Raw genomic sequence first — 13423 nt, 5'->3', positions numbered from 1 at the left:
CGGAAAGCGTCCGCTCGGAACGAAAATCAACAGTTCCAGCATAAGCCCTCGTAAGTGGACTTTTTCAGTGGCCTCGAGCGATTCAAGGCAGCCTTTTTTACTTAAGCATGAAGTTCGGCAAATGCTTTTGTCTTTGAATAAAACTCGATAAAGTTGTTCACAACTTTATCCAAGAAATCGATTGTCGCTTGGTCTGTCAATTGCCCTGTCTCATCGACTTTTTGCTGAATTGAACCGATGAATACATCATTACCCGGTAAAAGTGCTGGTGAAAGCATCGGGTTAGTGAGAATTTGTCTTAGATGTATTTGTGCACGTACTGTTCCTAATACACCAGCTGAAGCGCCTATCATGAATGCAGGCTTGTCTTTAATCGCGAAGTTACTTCTTGATAGCCAATCAACTGCGTTTTTCAAAGCTCCAGGAATCGAATAATTATATTCTGGAACCGCAAAAAGAATCGCGTCCGAATCCCTTACGTTCTTCATAAATTCAGTAACGTTTTCTGGAGGATTGCTTTCCAGGTCTACTGAAAACATAGCAAGGTCATTGAGAAAAACAGGCGTGATTTCCAATTTCCCCGCATACTTTTCCCTTAAGAATTCAACCACTTTCAAGTTGACTGATTTGGAACTTGTGCTGCCTATAATTGCCTTAACTTTAATAGTCATCTCAAAAAACTCCCTTTTCGATAATCTATTTGGACTTAGCATTACCATGCCAACGATAGGTATGCATTAGAGCATACAGCATGAATCCAAAACTTCTTTTCGTAATATCTCACATTCAAGGTTTTTCCACAACAATTTCAGCTTAAATCCCTCTTATATAAAAGGTCATTTGTAAAAATATCCTTTTAACCATTTCCCATCGATAGAGTTGGCAAGTCCCATAAAGAATAGTGTATGATAATCATAATAACGCATGAGACGTATTTTCTTTTTAAGTAATGAAGGAGGATCCCACTGATGAACGAGGCGAAATTGCAAAAAGATGCAATGCATATACTGAAGCTTACGAGCAGAACCTTTTATATACCGATTAAATTGTTGAACCCTACATTGCGTAAGACCGTTGGTTCCGCCTATCTATGCATGCGTGCGATTGACGAAATCGAGGATCATGAGGAGTTGCATCCTGATAGCAAGCAACATTTACTTCGGTCTACAAGTAAGCTTTTGCAGCATGATTTCTTTGACGTGGCTGCTTATAGGGAATTACTGAAACCTTATGAGAACCTATTGCCCGAAGTTACATTGAGGCTTGGCGATTGGCTCGCAGTCTGTCCAGCCGGCATTGTCGAAAAAGTAAAAGAATCGACGAGCATAATGGCGGACGGTATGGCGAAATGGGTCGAAAAGAACTTTTTAATCAAAACTAAAGAAGATCTTGATGATTATACCTATTATGTCGCGGGTCTTGTCGGTGTGATGCTATCCGATATTTGGGAGCAGTATGACGGTACGAAAACGGATCGGGAACTTGCTATCGGGTATGGCCGCGGATTGCAGGCAGTCAACATGCTTCGCAATCAGGATGAAGACGCAGATCGAGGCGTTACTTTCATCCCGGATGGTTGGAGCCGAAAAGAGTTATTCGAATACGCAGAAGCCAATTTACAAAAAGCCGATGAGTATATCGAGTCAATCACGAATAAAAACATTCTGTTATTCTGCAAAATTCCACTAACACTTGCAAAGAAGACAATAAGTGCTTTGCATAGCGGACAAGAAAAAATGAACCGAAAAGAAGTCGAATCCACCGTAGAGGCAATCTTGAACGAACAATAATAAAACGACCTGGCCATCACTGGCCAAGTCGTTTTTCGTTTTTCCAAGCAAATACTCGTAACGGCTCCTCAAACATGCATACTCCTTAGGAAGAAGGGCCAGTGCCGGATTTTTTTTCATTTACCGGTTTGTTCTGCTTTTGTTTAACAGGAGGCCCCTGATTATCTTTGCTATGTTTATTCATATCCCGCGAATTTTCGGGTCTGACTTTCTTATCCTTAAGGGATTGTGAATTTCCACTTTGGTTCTTGTTCGGATTCTTTTCTATTTTTTCTGTGGGCGGACCTTTCTGTTGTTCAGTTCTATTTAAACGTTGCTGTTCTTTATCCATCTGTTTTTGGCGTGACGGAGCTAATGGAACATTTTCCTTTTTCGGGTTTTTCAAAGCATCATTCTGCTCCTCAATCGGCTTTTCTTTAATTGGTTCCATAACATCTACAGGTTGCCTTACATTTATGGGTTTTTCTGGTTTTTCATTTTGAACAGATTTGAATTGGTGAATCGACATTCTTTTCTTATTTGCAATCTTTCTCTCCTGTGGCGTACTTTCGGCTATTTCCAAGTTTAAAGCATCATGTTTCACACTTACTTCCTTCACTGCATCGCCAATTATCTGATTCGTTTCCCTTTTGCTCTCACGGGTCGGGTAGACTGTTGTAATAATGATTTGCTTGTCACGTACCGAAAATTCCAATATAGCCATATCCAACACTGTTAGGAGGGCGTGACCCTTCCATTCTGATAGATGCTCAGGCTCAATCGGCGTTTCATTTAGATAACGCAAGGAAATGACCGTTCCTTGTTGGTCCACTACAAACTCCATCGCCGTTTCAGCTTCTAATTGAACATATGCCATCACTTTTTCGTTTAATGGGCTTACTAAGGAAACGATGAGAAATAGAAGGGCGGCTGCAACAAAGACGGCTCCGAATGCCCGCTGCTTTGACTTACTACTCACACTACAAGTCGAAGCAACGAGTTTGAAATCAGCTTCGTCTCCAACGTTAGGGGGGTCTCCAATCGGTACTCCACGCAGAAACTCGCCATTTCCCGTCAGGAACACCATATATCTATTTTTCTTTTCGCAAACAATTCCTCTATATGTCCGCATCATATGAGTTCCCCTTTTACGTATTCCTGAATGTATTTAAAATCGTGGTTCAGCAGCAACGTAACTGCAATGATATATTTCCGATGTCGTTCAATCGTTTTCCTTGAAACTTCGACTATATCTTCCAATTGCTTCATCGGTAGTCTTTTATTTTCCAAGAGATGCTTATAAAATTCTGGTGTCTCAGCTATAATTTGGGCGATTTGAAAAGCAGTCTTTCGTGAATCAGCGTGCTTCGGTGATACCGTAGCAAGTTCACGGAATGACAGGCCATACTCCCGTAGTAGTCTGCCATATTCCGTCATCTCCTCACGCCGTTCTGCTGCCTGTCGCTCTTCCGAATAAGAGAAGATCGATGTTTCATCGAAGATGTATTCACTTGTATTTGAATCGCCGTCATTGTCTATGGATAAAAGGACGTTGGCATTCCTTACCGCTTCTTTTCGTATATGATCGATTAGTCGCCTCTTCATGATCAGGTGGGCAAAAGTCTTTAGCGACGCATTTTCTTCCGGTTCGTATTTCAATACCGCCTCGTGAAAGCCGACCATCGCTACACTGAATTCCTCATCGCTGTCATCAATGAATCGATTGCATACGAAAGAAGCCGTTTTTTTCATGAACGGAGTAAATGCGATGAGAAGATCGTTCATGACCTTCTCATCGCCCGACTTCGCCTTACATACAAGCTCAATCAATGCTGTATTAGACTTCTTGTTGAAAATCCCTTGTATGATGGACAAAAGCATTATAACCCTCCGTTCCCATCAATTCCGATTGCTACGATTGTAAGGGGAGCAACGGAAAATGGAAAGCAGTAAACTATGGTAAATTAGTTTTTCTTCTCTTTTTTCTCTTGTTTTTCAAGTTCCTTTGCAGCTTTGCGCGCCTGTTTCAATACTTCACGTTCAGCTTTTTGAACAGCTTTTAAGTCTTCTCTTTGCTCTTTATGCTTTGCATTCAATTCAGCTTGAGGATTTTTCGCTTTCACTTTAACCTGTGTTTCCTCTTGCACTGGTGTCTTTTCTATAACCGTATCTTCTTTTACTAACTCTTCGACTTTTGTCGACTCAACAGTTACTAACACTTCTCCTTTTACTTCTACTTCAGGAGTTTCCAATACCGGCTGCTTGCTTTCCCATTTCGCGATGGCGCGCTCCATATTACGTTTAATGGCTGCTTTTGCAGTTGGATTTCCAGCTTGCTCATACGCTTTTGCCAATGCAGCAAGATTACCTGCTGTATAGCCTTCCGGAATTTCAGGTAGTTCGTTTTCAGTCACTTCTACTTTAACGGATTCATCTTTACTTTCTTCATTATCGGTTTCTGTTGTCACATCTTCATTGTTAGTTTCAGGATCAGTGACGTTACTTGTTTCCGTGTCAGCGTCGTCTTTGTTAGCATCTGTCTCCGTTGTTTCTACAATTTTCTTAACGGGGCTAACCGGCGACTCTTCTACTGTTTCTTTGCCAAGTTGGCTAAGATCGATAATTTCTGCCGCTTTTTCATCTGCAAGCGCATAGCCCGTCCCGGTTACTGTCAATCCCGCGATAAGCAATGCCGCTCCTGTTTTTTTCCACTTTTTCTGCATATCAATCACCTCGTCTAAGTTGTAGTCCTTGTTTGGACATACCAGTTATTCGTAAGCTTGTGTCGTTTTTAGGGGGTAGGCAAAAAAAGTTTAGTAGTTCCCGAGATTACCAGTTTACACATATTTTTTTGTCATATGGAAAGACTATTCCATTGAATAACGAAGGAGGTATGAACATGCCAAGACCATTACCGAATGACTCTGCAAATAACGAGGAACGCTTGAAGAAAACAATCAGCAATATGGAAGCAGCAAATGAAGCTGCAAAAACTGCGGAGGGTAGCGAGCTCGCTACCATCAAGGAAAAGAATGAGCGCCGCAAAGAAGCAATAGAGGGATTGCAAGAGGAAATCCACCAACAAAACAAATCGCGCATCAATGGCTACATCTAAAAAGACACCCGGGCGGGATTTACCGCTTGGGTGCCTTTTTGTATTAAAACATCTTGGTTGTCCAATTTTCCCCGTTCCACACATCCGTCACGACACCTTCATAGAAATCAGGCTCATGGGAAATTAGCAAAACGCTCCCTTTGTACTCCTTCAAAGCACGTTTCAACTCATTCTTCGCATCGACGTCAAGGTGGTTTGTCGGTTCGTCAAGTACAAGAAGATTCGTTTCTCTATTGATAAGCTTGCAAAGGCGGACCTTTGCCCGCTCCCCTCCACTTAACACTTTCACTTTGCTTTCAATATGTTTCGTCGTCAAACCGCATCTCGCCAATGCCGCTCGTACTTCATATTGAGTAAAATGAGGGAATTCATCCCACACTTCTTCCAAGCAAGTACGGTTATTTTCCGTCTTCATCTCTTGCTCAAAATACCCGATTTCTAGATGCTCACCAAGTTCGACGGAACCAGCGAGAGATGGAATTTCACCAAGGATGCTCCTTAAAAGTGTCGTCTTACCGATTCCATTCGCTCCAGACAGAGCGATCTTCTGCCCGCGCTCCATCGTCAAATCCAACTCTCGCGAAAGTGGCTCGTCATATCCGATGACAAGACCTTTCGTTTGGAATAAATATCGGCCCGGCGTACGGGCCAGCTTAAAGTCGAATTGTGGTTTCGGCTTTTCTACATCTAACTCGATGATTTCCATCTTATCAAGCTTTTTCTGACGGGACATCGCCATCCGGCTCGTCGCAGCATTCGCTTTATTACGCGCAACAAAGTCCTTTAGATTCGCAATTTCCTTCTGCTGCTTCTTGAATGCGGCTTCCACCTGCTGCTTTTTCATCTCATGCACACGCAGGAATTCATCATAATCGCCTGCGTAGCGTGTAATCTGCTGATTTTCCATATGGTAGATTAAGTTAATGACGCTATTTAAAAATGGTATATCATGCGAAATAAGGATGAACGCATTCTCATAGTTCTGTAAATAATTACGCAGCCACTCGATATGCTCGACATCCAAATAGTTTGTCGGCTCGTCAAGTAGAAGGATGTCGGGCTTCTCAAGAAGTAGTTTAGCTAACAATACTTTCGTTCTTTGCCCGCCGCTCAAGTCATGGACATCACGGTCAAGACCGAATTCATCCAAACCGAGTCCGTTCGCTACTTCATCTACCTTTGAATCGATGATATAAAAATCATTATTCGTCAGTTCGTCCTGCATCTGACCTGTTTCTTCAAGCAATTTCTCAAGCTCATCGGCATCGACCTCGCCCATCTTCGTGAATAAGGCGTTCATCTCCGCTTCAAGATCGTAAAGGTACTGAAACGCTGTTCGTAATACGTCACGAATACTCAGTCCTTGTTGCAGAACGACATGCTGGTCCAAATATCCGACTCGTACACGCTTTGACCAAGAGACACTTCCTGCATCAGGTTCAAGTTTCTTTGTGATGATATTCATGAATGTGGATTTCCCTTCCCCATTCGCACCTATCAGCCCGATATGCTCTCCTTGCAATAAACGAAACGATACATCTTCAAAAATCGCACGATCCCCGAACCCATGACTTAAATTAGATACTGTTAATAAACTCATATATTGTACACCTTTTCCTTCGTTAAATTTGCATATGTCCTACATTATATAGAGATTTCTTTATTCGGGATAGGTATTATTTTTTTTGATTAAATGCTATTTAGTACACCTAATGTGAGAAGAACACTATGTAGGAAATCTGGAATCTCTTGCATATTCTCTTCGTTGATTTTCGTATTGAATTTCACTTCAATCATGTTCCGGTAGTTAGATGATTCCTCTCCGTACTTGAAACTTAGCGTTTGTGAGATATTAATATCATTTTCCCAAATGACATTCAATGCTTCCTCGATTTGCTTGCATTGCCCGTCTACATGTTGAACAGACTTCGTAAAACGCAATGATAAAGAACAGCCTAAGTCTTTGCCCGGAGTTTCCAATATCTCATCTGCCAAATCCTGCAAGGAGGCCGTGAGTACTACTTCCGCTGCCACATCCTTTTGATGAAGAAGATTAAATTGAATGGAAAGTTTCCTTGTAAGAGTGGCGAAATCCATTAAATCCGATCGGTTACTTATCGCAATTTCACGTTCGATTGTATCCAAATCATATATTTTATTTTCAAATGCCACTTTTAGATTTTCAAAAACTGTCGGATCGTACATAATGCTAACCTCCCGTGTCTGATACATTCCCTTATTGTAACCATATCGGTTCGTTAAAAGGAAATTTTTCTTGAACTATTTGTCGAATCATGTTAGATTGGGGAATGGAAAATTTCATACGTTTATATATATGTATAACCTCAATAATATGGATTGAGGGTCTCTACCAGGAACCATTAACTCCTGACTACAAAGTATTTTCACTTTGAAGTCGGGGTTTTTTATTTTCCGAAAATTATTTTGCGTGTTTAGCGCACAGTATAGATGAACAGGAGGAATTTCAATGGATTTTAGAGTATTCATCCTTGCCATTTCAACGATTACAGTTGGCCTTGTTGAATTGATTGTCGGTGGAATTTTGCCGATTATTGCAGATGATTTGAATATATCCATCGGGACAGCTGGACAGCTCATATCGGTCTATGCGCTTGTGTTTGCCATTGCTGGTCCGGTTTTATTATCATTGACTGCTAAAGTCGAGAGGAAAAAGCTTTATTTAATAACTATTTCGGTCTTTTTCTTAGGTAATATTATGACCTATTTTAGTCCGAACTTTACATTTGTGATGATTGCCCGCATCATTACTTCGATGAGTGGAGCACTTGCCATTGTACTGTCGTTAACGATTACCGCTCGCATTGTCGATGCCCCTTCCCGCGCAAAAGCGCTTGGTTATATTGTTATGGGAATAAGTTCTTCCCTCGTTTTAGGCGTGCCCCTTGGGATTTTGATAACAAATGCATTTGGCTGGCGTAGTGTCTTTTTAGGGATTGCTGTTCTTTCAATCGGCTCTTTCATACTAATTTCCATCTACCTTGAGAAGGTTCCGATAGGTGAAGCACAGCCGCTTTCTGCTCAAATTAAAGCACTTGGGAATAAAAAAATCGTCTTTGCTCACTTGGCGACGATGTTCATGTTAGCCGGGCATTATACGATTTACGCGTATTTTACACCTTTCCTTGAAACGAATTTGCACCTGAACCAATACTGGATTAGTATCTGTTATTTCCTTTTCGGGATTTCGGCAGTAGGAGGCGGGGCATTTGGAGGGAATCTTGCAAACTGGATTGGATCGAAGAAAAGCATTCTTATTATTATCGGGGCTTTCGCTTTGATTCTTTTCGTGCTTCCCTATACGACATTCTCATTTCCTTTTTTCATAGTCGTTATGATGATTTGGGGGGCATTAAGCTGGAGCCTCGCGCCGCCACAGCAGGATTATATTATCCAGTCGGATCCCGTTTCGTCTGATATCCACCAAAGTTTCAACAATTCAGCTTTGCAGATCGGTATTGCGGTCGGTTCGGGAATCGGTGCTGTCGTATTAGGGAAAACCGATTCGGTCACCAGTACTGCGACCGTCGGAGGATTTGTTGTCATGATCGCTTTCCTCTGCGCGGTTATTTCATTGTCTATCGTTAGTGGCAAGTCAAAGCAAGTGAAAGAAACTCCGGTTGATACTCACTAAATGAATACAAAGGATCCCACCAGACATTACACCGGGCGGGATCCTTTTCTTATATCAATATCGTGTATTTATTCCGATGGCTCGTCGTTACCACGATAGCGCTTATACGGCAAAGCGTTCCAAGTACGATAGTCAAAATCATCTGCACGAAGCGCTTTCGGGATACCATTGAGGATTTTTTCAGCGACTTCAAGCTCTCGCTCAGCTTCCTCTTTGTCCTGGTACATGAATTCGTCTGAAGCCGTCACAGGTGCCTGTTTCACTTTCTCTTTAAGATCATCAATGACCATTTGTTGCTGGGCATGCAATGAGTCGCGGGCAGCTATCACCCACTCCGGTTGCAAGTTCCTGTTCGTATCCCCCACGCTGCTATATTCCTCGAAAACCTCTCGATAAATCCGATCTGCATTTGCACGGACGTCCAAATTAACCGCTTCGAGATCATGATTCGATAGCTCTTCCACTTTCAACGGCGTTCGGCGCTTACTTCCGCCAAGCCTTGTTCTTTCCAAGTAGAACGGGAACATACTCTTAATCGTCTTTCCGACTGGCGAAATTGAGCTTTCGAATTCATCAAGCCCTTTCGGTTGAACGCCTTGAATCGCGATTCTTGCAGATTCCGGGCGGACAATTTCCTTTGGAGGCATAATACCATGCCGAAGCATTTCTCGTATACCTGTGCCAGAAATATTAATGCGATATTGTTCGTCATGCGGGCATGATTGCGCTGTGGCGGGCGTGTCGCAGCGTGTGCAGTAGAATACCTCATGGAACAATCTAACCTCAATGCCTAATTCTTCGGGCTTGAACTGATCGAAGATACTATGGCTTGCGTATTTATCATAATAATCCCCAATCCCGGCATGATCACGGCCGATGAGCGCATGCGTGCATCCGTAATTTTTCATGATTAATGCATGCAGCACAGTTTCACGAGGGCCTGCGAAGATATACGTTACGCGAAGCGGAGCGAGAATTGAACGGCCCTTCGGATAATACGTATCTAACACTGCACGGTAGGAAAGCATTCGGAATTCATGGCGCGTATATTCGCGTTTTGCCATTTCGACCAAAGGCTGTAAAAGCAAACCGTCAATCTCCTCTAAGGCGTTTTTATGGATGTATTCATGGCCCCGATGTAATGGATTCGCCCCTGTTATGAAGCCTGCCGTTGTACGAAACTTTTTCACTTCATAAAACTCATGCCATAAGTCTTTCGGTTCAAGACGCAGCTTTTCAAAGGGACCCCAGTCCACGCGGTTCAGTAAACTGATTGGCCCGCCCAACGCGACATCACCCATACGTCTATAGATCGCGTCGACCCCTGGGTGATTCCGATCTGTCGTCCCGAACAAATGGAATGCGCGGTAGTCTTTATCATAATCAAAGATATCCTCAATCCGAAGAGTTGCCACCGGTTCATTGTTTTCATCGGCAAGTGTCACTTCGTCCCCCACGGAAAGTGACTTGATCACCTCACTGTTTCGGTTGCCGGTCGGTGCGAAACTAAGTGGTACCGGCCAGACCGTCCCGTTTGCGAGACGTCCATTTTCGAGGACGGATTTATAATCGACTTCATTCATAAAGCCTTCATTCGGCGATAGTACCCCCGTCGCAATCATTTCAAGCGTAATTACAGCTTCAAGGTCCACCATAATTGTCGGAAGCTTTTTCGCTCTGACAAGTTCGTCATCCCTTTCTTGACCAGTTAACACCTTATCTACCAACTTACCTCCATGAGGTTGCTGTGGATAATTGGCAAATTTATTCTCAGTAACATTCAACATTCCCACTCTCCCCCTTTAAGAACAAATTATTATACGTAAATAAACGTATCTCCTATTCAGAATGTTAGCATACTTTCCAACTTGCAAAAAGCATAATTTTCGGTAATTGGTTGATAAATTAATAAAAGGCCCTTGCAAGAAGAGCCTCCCAGTTTCGAGTCAATGTTTTTTGGATTTCCCCATATTCCTTCCAACCACCCAAAACAGACCGCATGTCAATAACGTTAAAACAAGGGCCATTTTGCTGCGGGTCGATTTGAACTTCACGTGTTCGGGGGTAATTTCATACACACCGACAGGGGTAATCTGGAATCCCCCTCCGCCGCCATTGTTTCCAGCACCGTCTCCGCCACCGCCGAAACCATACCTGACTTTCGCCACTGGCACGACCTTTGTCAGTCCGACTTCAATTGGGTCACCGTACACAAGCGTTACATCCCTATGTTTTGCAAACTTATTGAATAATGTCGCTACCGGCGTTTCAATATACTCTTTCTGTTTCTGCTTTTCAACTGCCTGCTCTAACTCATTCAACATCGTAAAATCCCTCCCTCCCATACCTATTCGTCATCCGCCCCATACATTCCTTTGGATTTTAGGGTAAAGGAAATCAAAGCAAGTAAATTTATACTGCCTCAAGGTTCCAACGTCTTGTATTTGGACACACTTTACTCAGTGCCTAAACTGTTCGGGGATTCAATTTTACCAAGGGAAGGAGAACCGCTTGATGAAGAAATTATGGAAAGCATATCTTCATGCATCATTGATCCTGAAAATCTCGATTGCACTTGTACTTGGCATAATCGCGGGTTTTGTATTGGGAGAGCAGGCCATCGTGCTTGCGCCATTCGGGGATTTACTCCTTCGATTGCTTACATTTCTAATCATCCCCCTCATTTTGTTCACGTTAATCGTCGGGGTGAATCAGACGAATATCGCAAATCTTGGGCGAATGGGGAGCAAGGTATTCATCTATTACACATTGAGCTCGGCATTTGCAATTGTAGTAGGATTAATTGTTGCAAGTATTTTTCATCCTGGTACGGGCATGAAGCTCACGGGCAATGAAACATTCGATGTCCCGGAGAATCCTGGTATCGTACATGTATTGCTAAGTATCGTACCTTCCAATATCATTACCGCCTTTACGGAAATGAACCTGCTTGGAATCATCTTCACAGCTCTTGTATTCGGCATCGCCATATCCGCCATGCGTTCTTCTGAAAGTCATGGGGAACTTGGTAATTCACTATTGCAAACATTTACCGCTTTGAATGAAGCATCCCTGATCGTATTGAAAGCGATTCTTCAATATGTACCAATCGGGATTTTTGCGATTATGGCAAAAACAGTGGGAAGCCAAGGGATTGATACACTCATTTCACTTGGAGGCATGATCGGGGTATTCTATCTTGCATTACTCGTACAGATTTGTATTTACACCATTCTTCTTCTGCTTTTCAAGATCAACCCGGGGCAATTTTTCAAACATGCAAGGACACCGATGCTGACAGCGTTTGTCACGCAAAGTAGTACAGGGACGTTGCCGCTCACATTGTCGGCTGCCAAAAACATGGGTATATCGAGAAGCCTTTACGGATTCAGCATTCCTCTTGGCGCGACAGTCAATATGGATGGCGCCGCCATACGAATTGCGGTTTCGGCTGTATTTGCAGCCAATATCGTCGGGACTACGCTTAGTGTGGAGGATATGTTAATGGTAGTCTTAATAGGGACACTTGCTTCTGTAGGAACGGCGGGCGTTCCGGGTGCTGGAATTGTCATGATTGCGACTGTGTTTGTACAACTTGGATTACCGATAGAGGCAGTTGCGTTGTTGACGGCAATTGACGCGCTTGTCGGAATGGGAGCTACTGCGTTGAATGTGACGGGTGATTTAGTTGGGACGGTGTTAATCGACCAGCATGAGAAAAGACGTGGGTTAGATGAAGCATAAGTAAAGCCGAGAACTTTTAGGGTTCTCGGCTTTTTTTACTCCATCATATCGGCGATGAGTTCGTAGGAGCGGATGCGATTTTTGTGGTTAAAGATTCCTGAGCTAATGATGAGTTCATTGGCTTTTGACGCTTGGATAAAGGCAGCCAATTTCTGCTTTACTGTTTCTGGACTACCGATGATTGTTGATGGCCATTCCAATAGCTCGGCGAGTGCCGCTCTTTCTGCTTCTGAAAAGAATGTCTCTGGGTCGTCTACCGGTGGCTTGAGCTTCCCTGCAACCCCTCTTCGAATGTTCAAGAATTGCTGCTGATAAGAAGTTGCCAAGTGGTGTGCTTCTTCATCAGTTTCAGCAGCGATGATGTTTACACCAAGCATTACATATGGCTTTTGCAATGATTTTGATGGACGGAAAAGCTGATGATAAAGCTGCAGTGCATGCATTAAATAAGTAGGTGCAAAATGGCTTGCGAATGAAAATGGAAGTCCAAGGTCCGCAGCTAACCGTGCGCTGAAGTCGCTTGACCCTAAAAGCCAAATCGGGATATCTTGGCCTTCCCCTGGAATCGCGCGAACACGGGCGGATGGATCATATTCGAAAAACTGACGCAGCTCCGCCAATTGCTGTGGGAACTCATTACCACTGCTTTGTAATGTTCGACGCAGCGCATAAGCCGTCGCTTGATCACTACCCGGAGCCCGTCCAAGCCCAAGATCGATTCTCCCCGGGTACATCGCTTCAAGCGTGCCGAACTGCTCGGCGATAACAAGAGGCGCGTGATTCGGAAGCATGACACCGCCTGAACCGACACGGATTGTTTCAGTTGCGCCCGCCACATGCCCGATAATAACAGCTGTTGCGGAACTGGCGACGCCCGGCATATTATGATGCTCGGCAAGCCAGAAACGGTTAAAGCCCCATTTTTCCGCGTGCTGGGCAAGATCCACACTATTTTTGAAAGATTGACCCGCAGTACTTCCCTCATTGATCAGCGCGAGATCAAGAATTGAAAGCGGGATACCATTGAATTTCTTTACAGAAGGGTTGATCAACATTGCTCACTCCCCATTATATATTCTCTTCATCATGATATCGTTTCGACATTCTGATATCCAATTAACG

13 protein-coding genes and 1 riboswitch are annotated in these 13423 nt (G+C 43.4%); of the genes, 4 read left to right on the top strand and 9 right to left on the bottom strand.

The window, feature by feature from the left end:
• Nucleotides 1-101 precede the first annotated feature (101 nt).
• Nucleotides 102-671: an NADPH-dependent FMN reductase gene (locus P5G49_RS13730; RefSeq protein WP_301244650.1), complete on the bottom strand. Its 570-nt coding sequence runs from the start codon at nucleotides 669-671 to the stop codon at nucleotides 102-104.
• 294 nt (nucleotides 672-965) lie between these two features.
• On the opposite strand from P5G49_RS13730, the gene P5G49_RS13725 reads away from it, so the two are divergent.
• A complete protein-coding gene (locus tag P5G49_RS13725) occupies nucleotides 966-1790 on the top strand; it encodes a squalene/phytoene synthase family protein (protein WP_301244660.1) in 825 nt (274 codons plus the stop codon).
• An 85-nt stretch (nucleotides 1791-1875) separates the two neighbouring features.
• On the opposite strand, the gene P5G49_RS13720 is transcribed toward P5G49_RS13725, so the two are convergent.
• The 3 genes from P5G49_RS13720 to P5G49_RS13710 all read right to left on the bottom strand — a co-directional run bounded on the left by P5G49_RS13720 (nucleotide 1876) and on the right by P5G49_RS13710 (nucleotide 4492).
• On the bottom strand, nucleotides 1876-2904 hold the full coding sequence (locus P5G49_RS13720) for an anti-sigma factor domain-containing protein (RefSeq protein WP_301244649.1): 1029 nt from the start codon (nucleotides 2902-2904) through the stop codon (nucleotides 1876-1878).
• Entirely contained in the window at nucleotides 2901-3650 is a 750-nt protein-coding gene (gene sigI, locus P5G49_RS13715) for an RNA polymerase sigma-I factor (RefSeq protein ID WP_301244647.1), read from the bottom strand. Before sigI ends, P5G49_RS13720 begins: the two co-directional genes overlap by 4 nt.
• A gap of 83 nt (nucleotides 3651-3733) precedes the next feature.
• Nucleotides 3734-4492 (bottom strand): hypothetical protein, encoded by a 759-nt coding sequence (locus P5G49_RS13710; RefSeq protein WP_301244645.1) that lies wholly within the window; start codon nucleotides 4490-4492, stop codon nucleotides 3734-3736.
• A 176-nt stretch (nucleotides 4493-4668) separates the two neighbouring features.
• On the opposite strand from P5G49_RS13710, the gene P5G49_RS13705 reads away from it, so the two are divergent.
• Nucleotides 4669-4884, top strand: coding sequence for a small, acid-soluble spore protein tlp (locus tag P5G49_RS13705; protein ID WP_301244644.1), 216 nt, complete (start codon nucleotides 4669-4671; stop codon nucleotides 4882-4884).
• 43 nt (nucleotides 4885-4927) lie between these two features.
• Here the strand turns inward: P5G49_RS13705 and P5G49_RS13700 are convergent, their stop codons facing one another.
• Both P5G49_RS13700 and P5G49_RS13695 read right to left on the bottom strand, forming a co-directional pair.
• Complete coding sequence (locus P5G49_RS13700) at nucleotides 4928-6484, bottom strand: ABC-F family ATP-binding cassette domain-containing protein (RefSeq protein WP_301244643.1); 1557 nt, start codon at nucleotides 6482-6484, stop codon at nucleotides 4928-4930.
• Nucleotides 6485-6573: 89 nt separating this feature from the next.
• Complete coding sequence (locus P5G49_RS13695) at nucleotides 6574-7089, bottom strand: hypothetical protein (protein WP_301244642.1); 516 nt, start codon at nucleotides 7087-7089, stop codon at nucleotides 6574-6576.
• Nucleotides 7090-7199: 110 nt separating this feature from the next.
• Nucleotides 7200-7299: riboswitch (purine riboswitch) on the top strand.
• A gap of 73 nt (nucleotides 7300-7372) precedes the next feature.
• Between P5G49_RS13695 and P5G49_RS13690 the strand changes: the two genes are divergently transcribed.
• Nucleotides 7373-8557: an MFS transporter gene (locus P5G49_RS13690; protein ID WP_301244641.1), complete on the top strand. Its 1185-nt coding sequence runs from the start codon at nucleotides 7373-7375 to the stop codon at nucleotides 8555-8557.
• Between the two features lie 68 nt (nucleotides 8558-8625).
• On the opposite strand, the gene P5G49_RS13685 is transcribed toward P5G49_RS13690, so the two are convergent.
• Nucleotides 8626-10344, bottom strand: coding sequence for a sulfate adenylyltransferase (locus tag P5G49_RS13685; protein ID WP_301244639.1), 1719 nt, complete (start codon nucleotides 10342-10344; stop codon nucleotides 8626-8628).
• 159 nt (nucleotides 10345-10503) lie between these two features.
• Nucleotides 10504-10881, bottom strand: coding sequence for a spore germination protein GerW family protein (locus P5G49_RS13680; RefSeq protein ID WP_301244637.1), 378 nt, complete (start codon nucleotides 10879-10881; stop codon nucleotides 10504-10506).
• A gap of 190 nt (nucleotides 10882-11071) precedes the next feature.
• Here P5G49_RS13680 and P5G49_RS13675 point away from each other — a divergent pair, with 190 nt between their 5' ends.
• A complete protein-coding gene (locus P5G49_RS13675) occupies nucleotides 11072-12301 on the top strand; it encodes a dicarboxylate/amino acid:cation symporter (protein ID WP_301244635.1) in 1230 nt (409 codons plus the stop codon).
• A gap of 35 nt (nucleotides 12302-12336) precedes the next feature.
• On the opposite strand, the gene P5G49_RS13670 is transcribed toward P5G49_RS13675, so the two are convergent.
• Nucleotides 12337-13356, bottom strand: coding sequence for an LLM class flavin-dependent oxidoreductase (locus tag P5G49_RS13670; protein WP_301244633.1), 1020 nt, complete (start codon nucleotides 13354-13356; stop codon nucleotides 12337-12339).
• Between the last annotated feature and the right edge of the window lie 67 nt (nucleotides 13357-13423).

The sequence above is a fragment of the Sporosarcina highlanderae genome, assembly GCF_030433715.1.
GTDB lineage: Bacteria > Bacillota > Bacilli > Bacillales_A > Planococcaceae > Sporosarcina > Sporosarcina highlanderae.
The sequence above is the reverse complement of the archived record's forward strand: the minus strand, read 5'-3'. Positions and strand labels throughout refer to the sequence as shown.

Excerpts from the sequence above, each read along its gene's own strand:
- P5G49_RS13730 (WP_301244650.1), bottom strand. The coding sequence starts at position 671 with ATGACTATTAAAGTTAAGGCAATTATAGGCAGCACAAGTTCCAAATCA.
- P5G49_RS13720 (WP_301244649.1), bottom strand. The coding sequence starts at position 2,904 with ATGATGCGGACATATAGAGGAATTGTTTGCGAAAAGAAAAATAGATAT.
- sigI (WP_301244647.1), bottom strand. The coding sequence starts at position 3,650 with ATGCTTTTGTCCATCATACAAGGGATTTTCAACAAGAAGTCTAATACA.
- P5G49_RS13710 (WP_301244645.1), bottom strand. The coding sequence starts at position 4,492 with ATGCAGAAAAAGTGGAAAAAAACAGGAGCGGCATTGCTTATCGCGGGA.
- P5G49_RS13705 (WP_301244644.1), top strand. The coding sequence starts at position 4,669 with ATGCCAAGACCATTACCGAATGACTCTGCAAATAACGAGGAACGCTTG.
- P5G49_RS13700 (WP_301244643.1), bottom strand. The coding sequence starts at position 6,484 with ATGAGTTTATTAACAGTATCTAATTTAAGTCATGGGTTCGGGGATCGT.
- P5G49_RS13695 (WP_301244642.1), bottom strand. The coding sequence starts at position 7,089 with ATGTACGATCCGACAGTTTTTGAAAATCTAAAAGTGGCATTTGAAAAT.
- P5G49_RS13690 (WP_301244641.1), top strand. The coding sequence starts at position 7,373 with ATGGATTTTAGAGTATTCATCCTTGCCATTTCAACGATTACAGTTGGC.
- P5G49_RS13685 (WP_301244639.1), bottom strand. The coding sequence starts at position 10,344 with ATGTTGAATGTTACTGAGAATAAATTTGCCAATTATCCACAGCAACCT.
- P5G49_RS13680 (WP_301244637.1), bottom strand. The coding sequence starts at position 10,881 with ATGTTGAATGAGTTAGAGCAGGCAGTTGAAAAGCAGAAACAGAAAGAG.
- P5G49_RS13675 (WP_301244635.1), top strand. The coding sequence starts at position 11,072 with ATGAAGAAATTATGGAAAGCATATCTTCATGCATCATTGATCCTGAAA.
- P5G49_RS13670 (WP_301244633.1), bottom strand. The coding sequence starts at position 13,356 with ATGTTGATCAACCCTTCTGTAAAGAAATTCAATGGTATCCCGCTTTCA.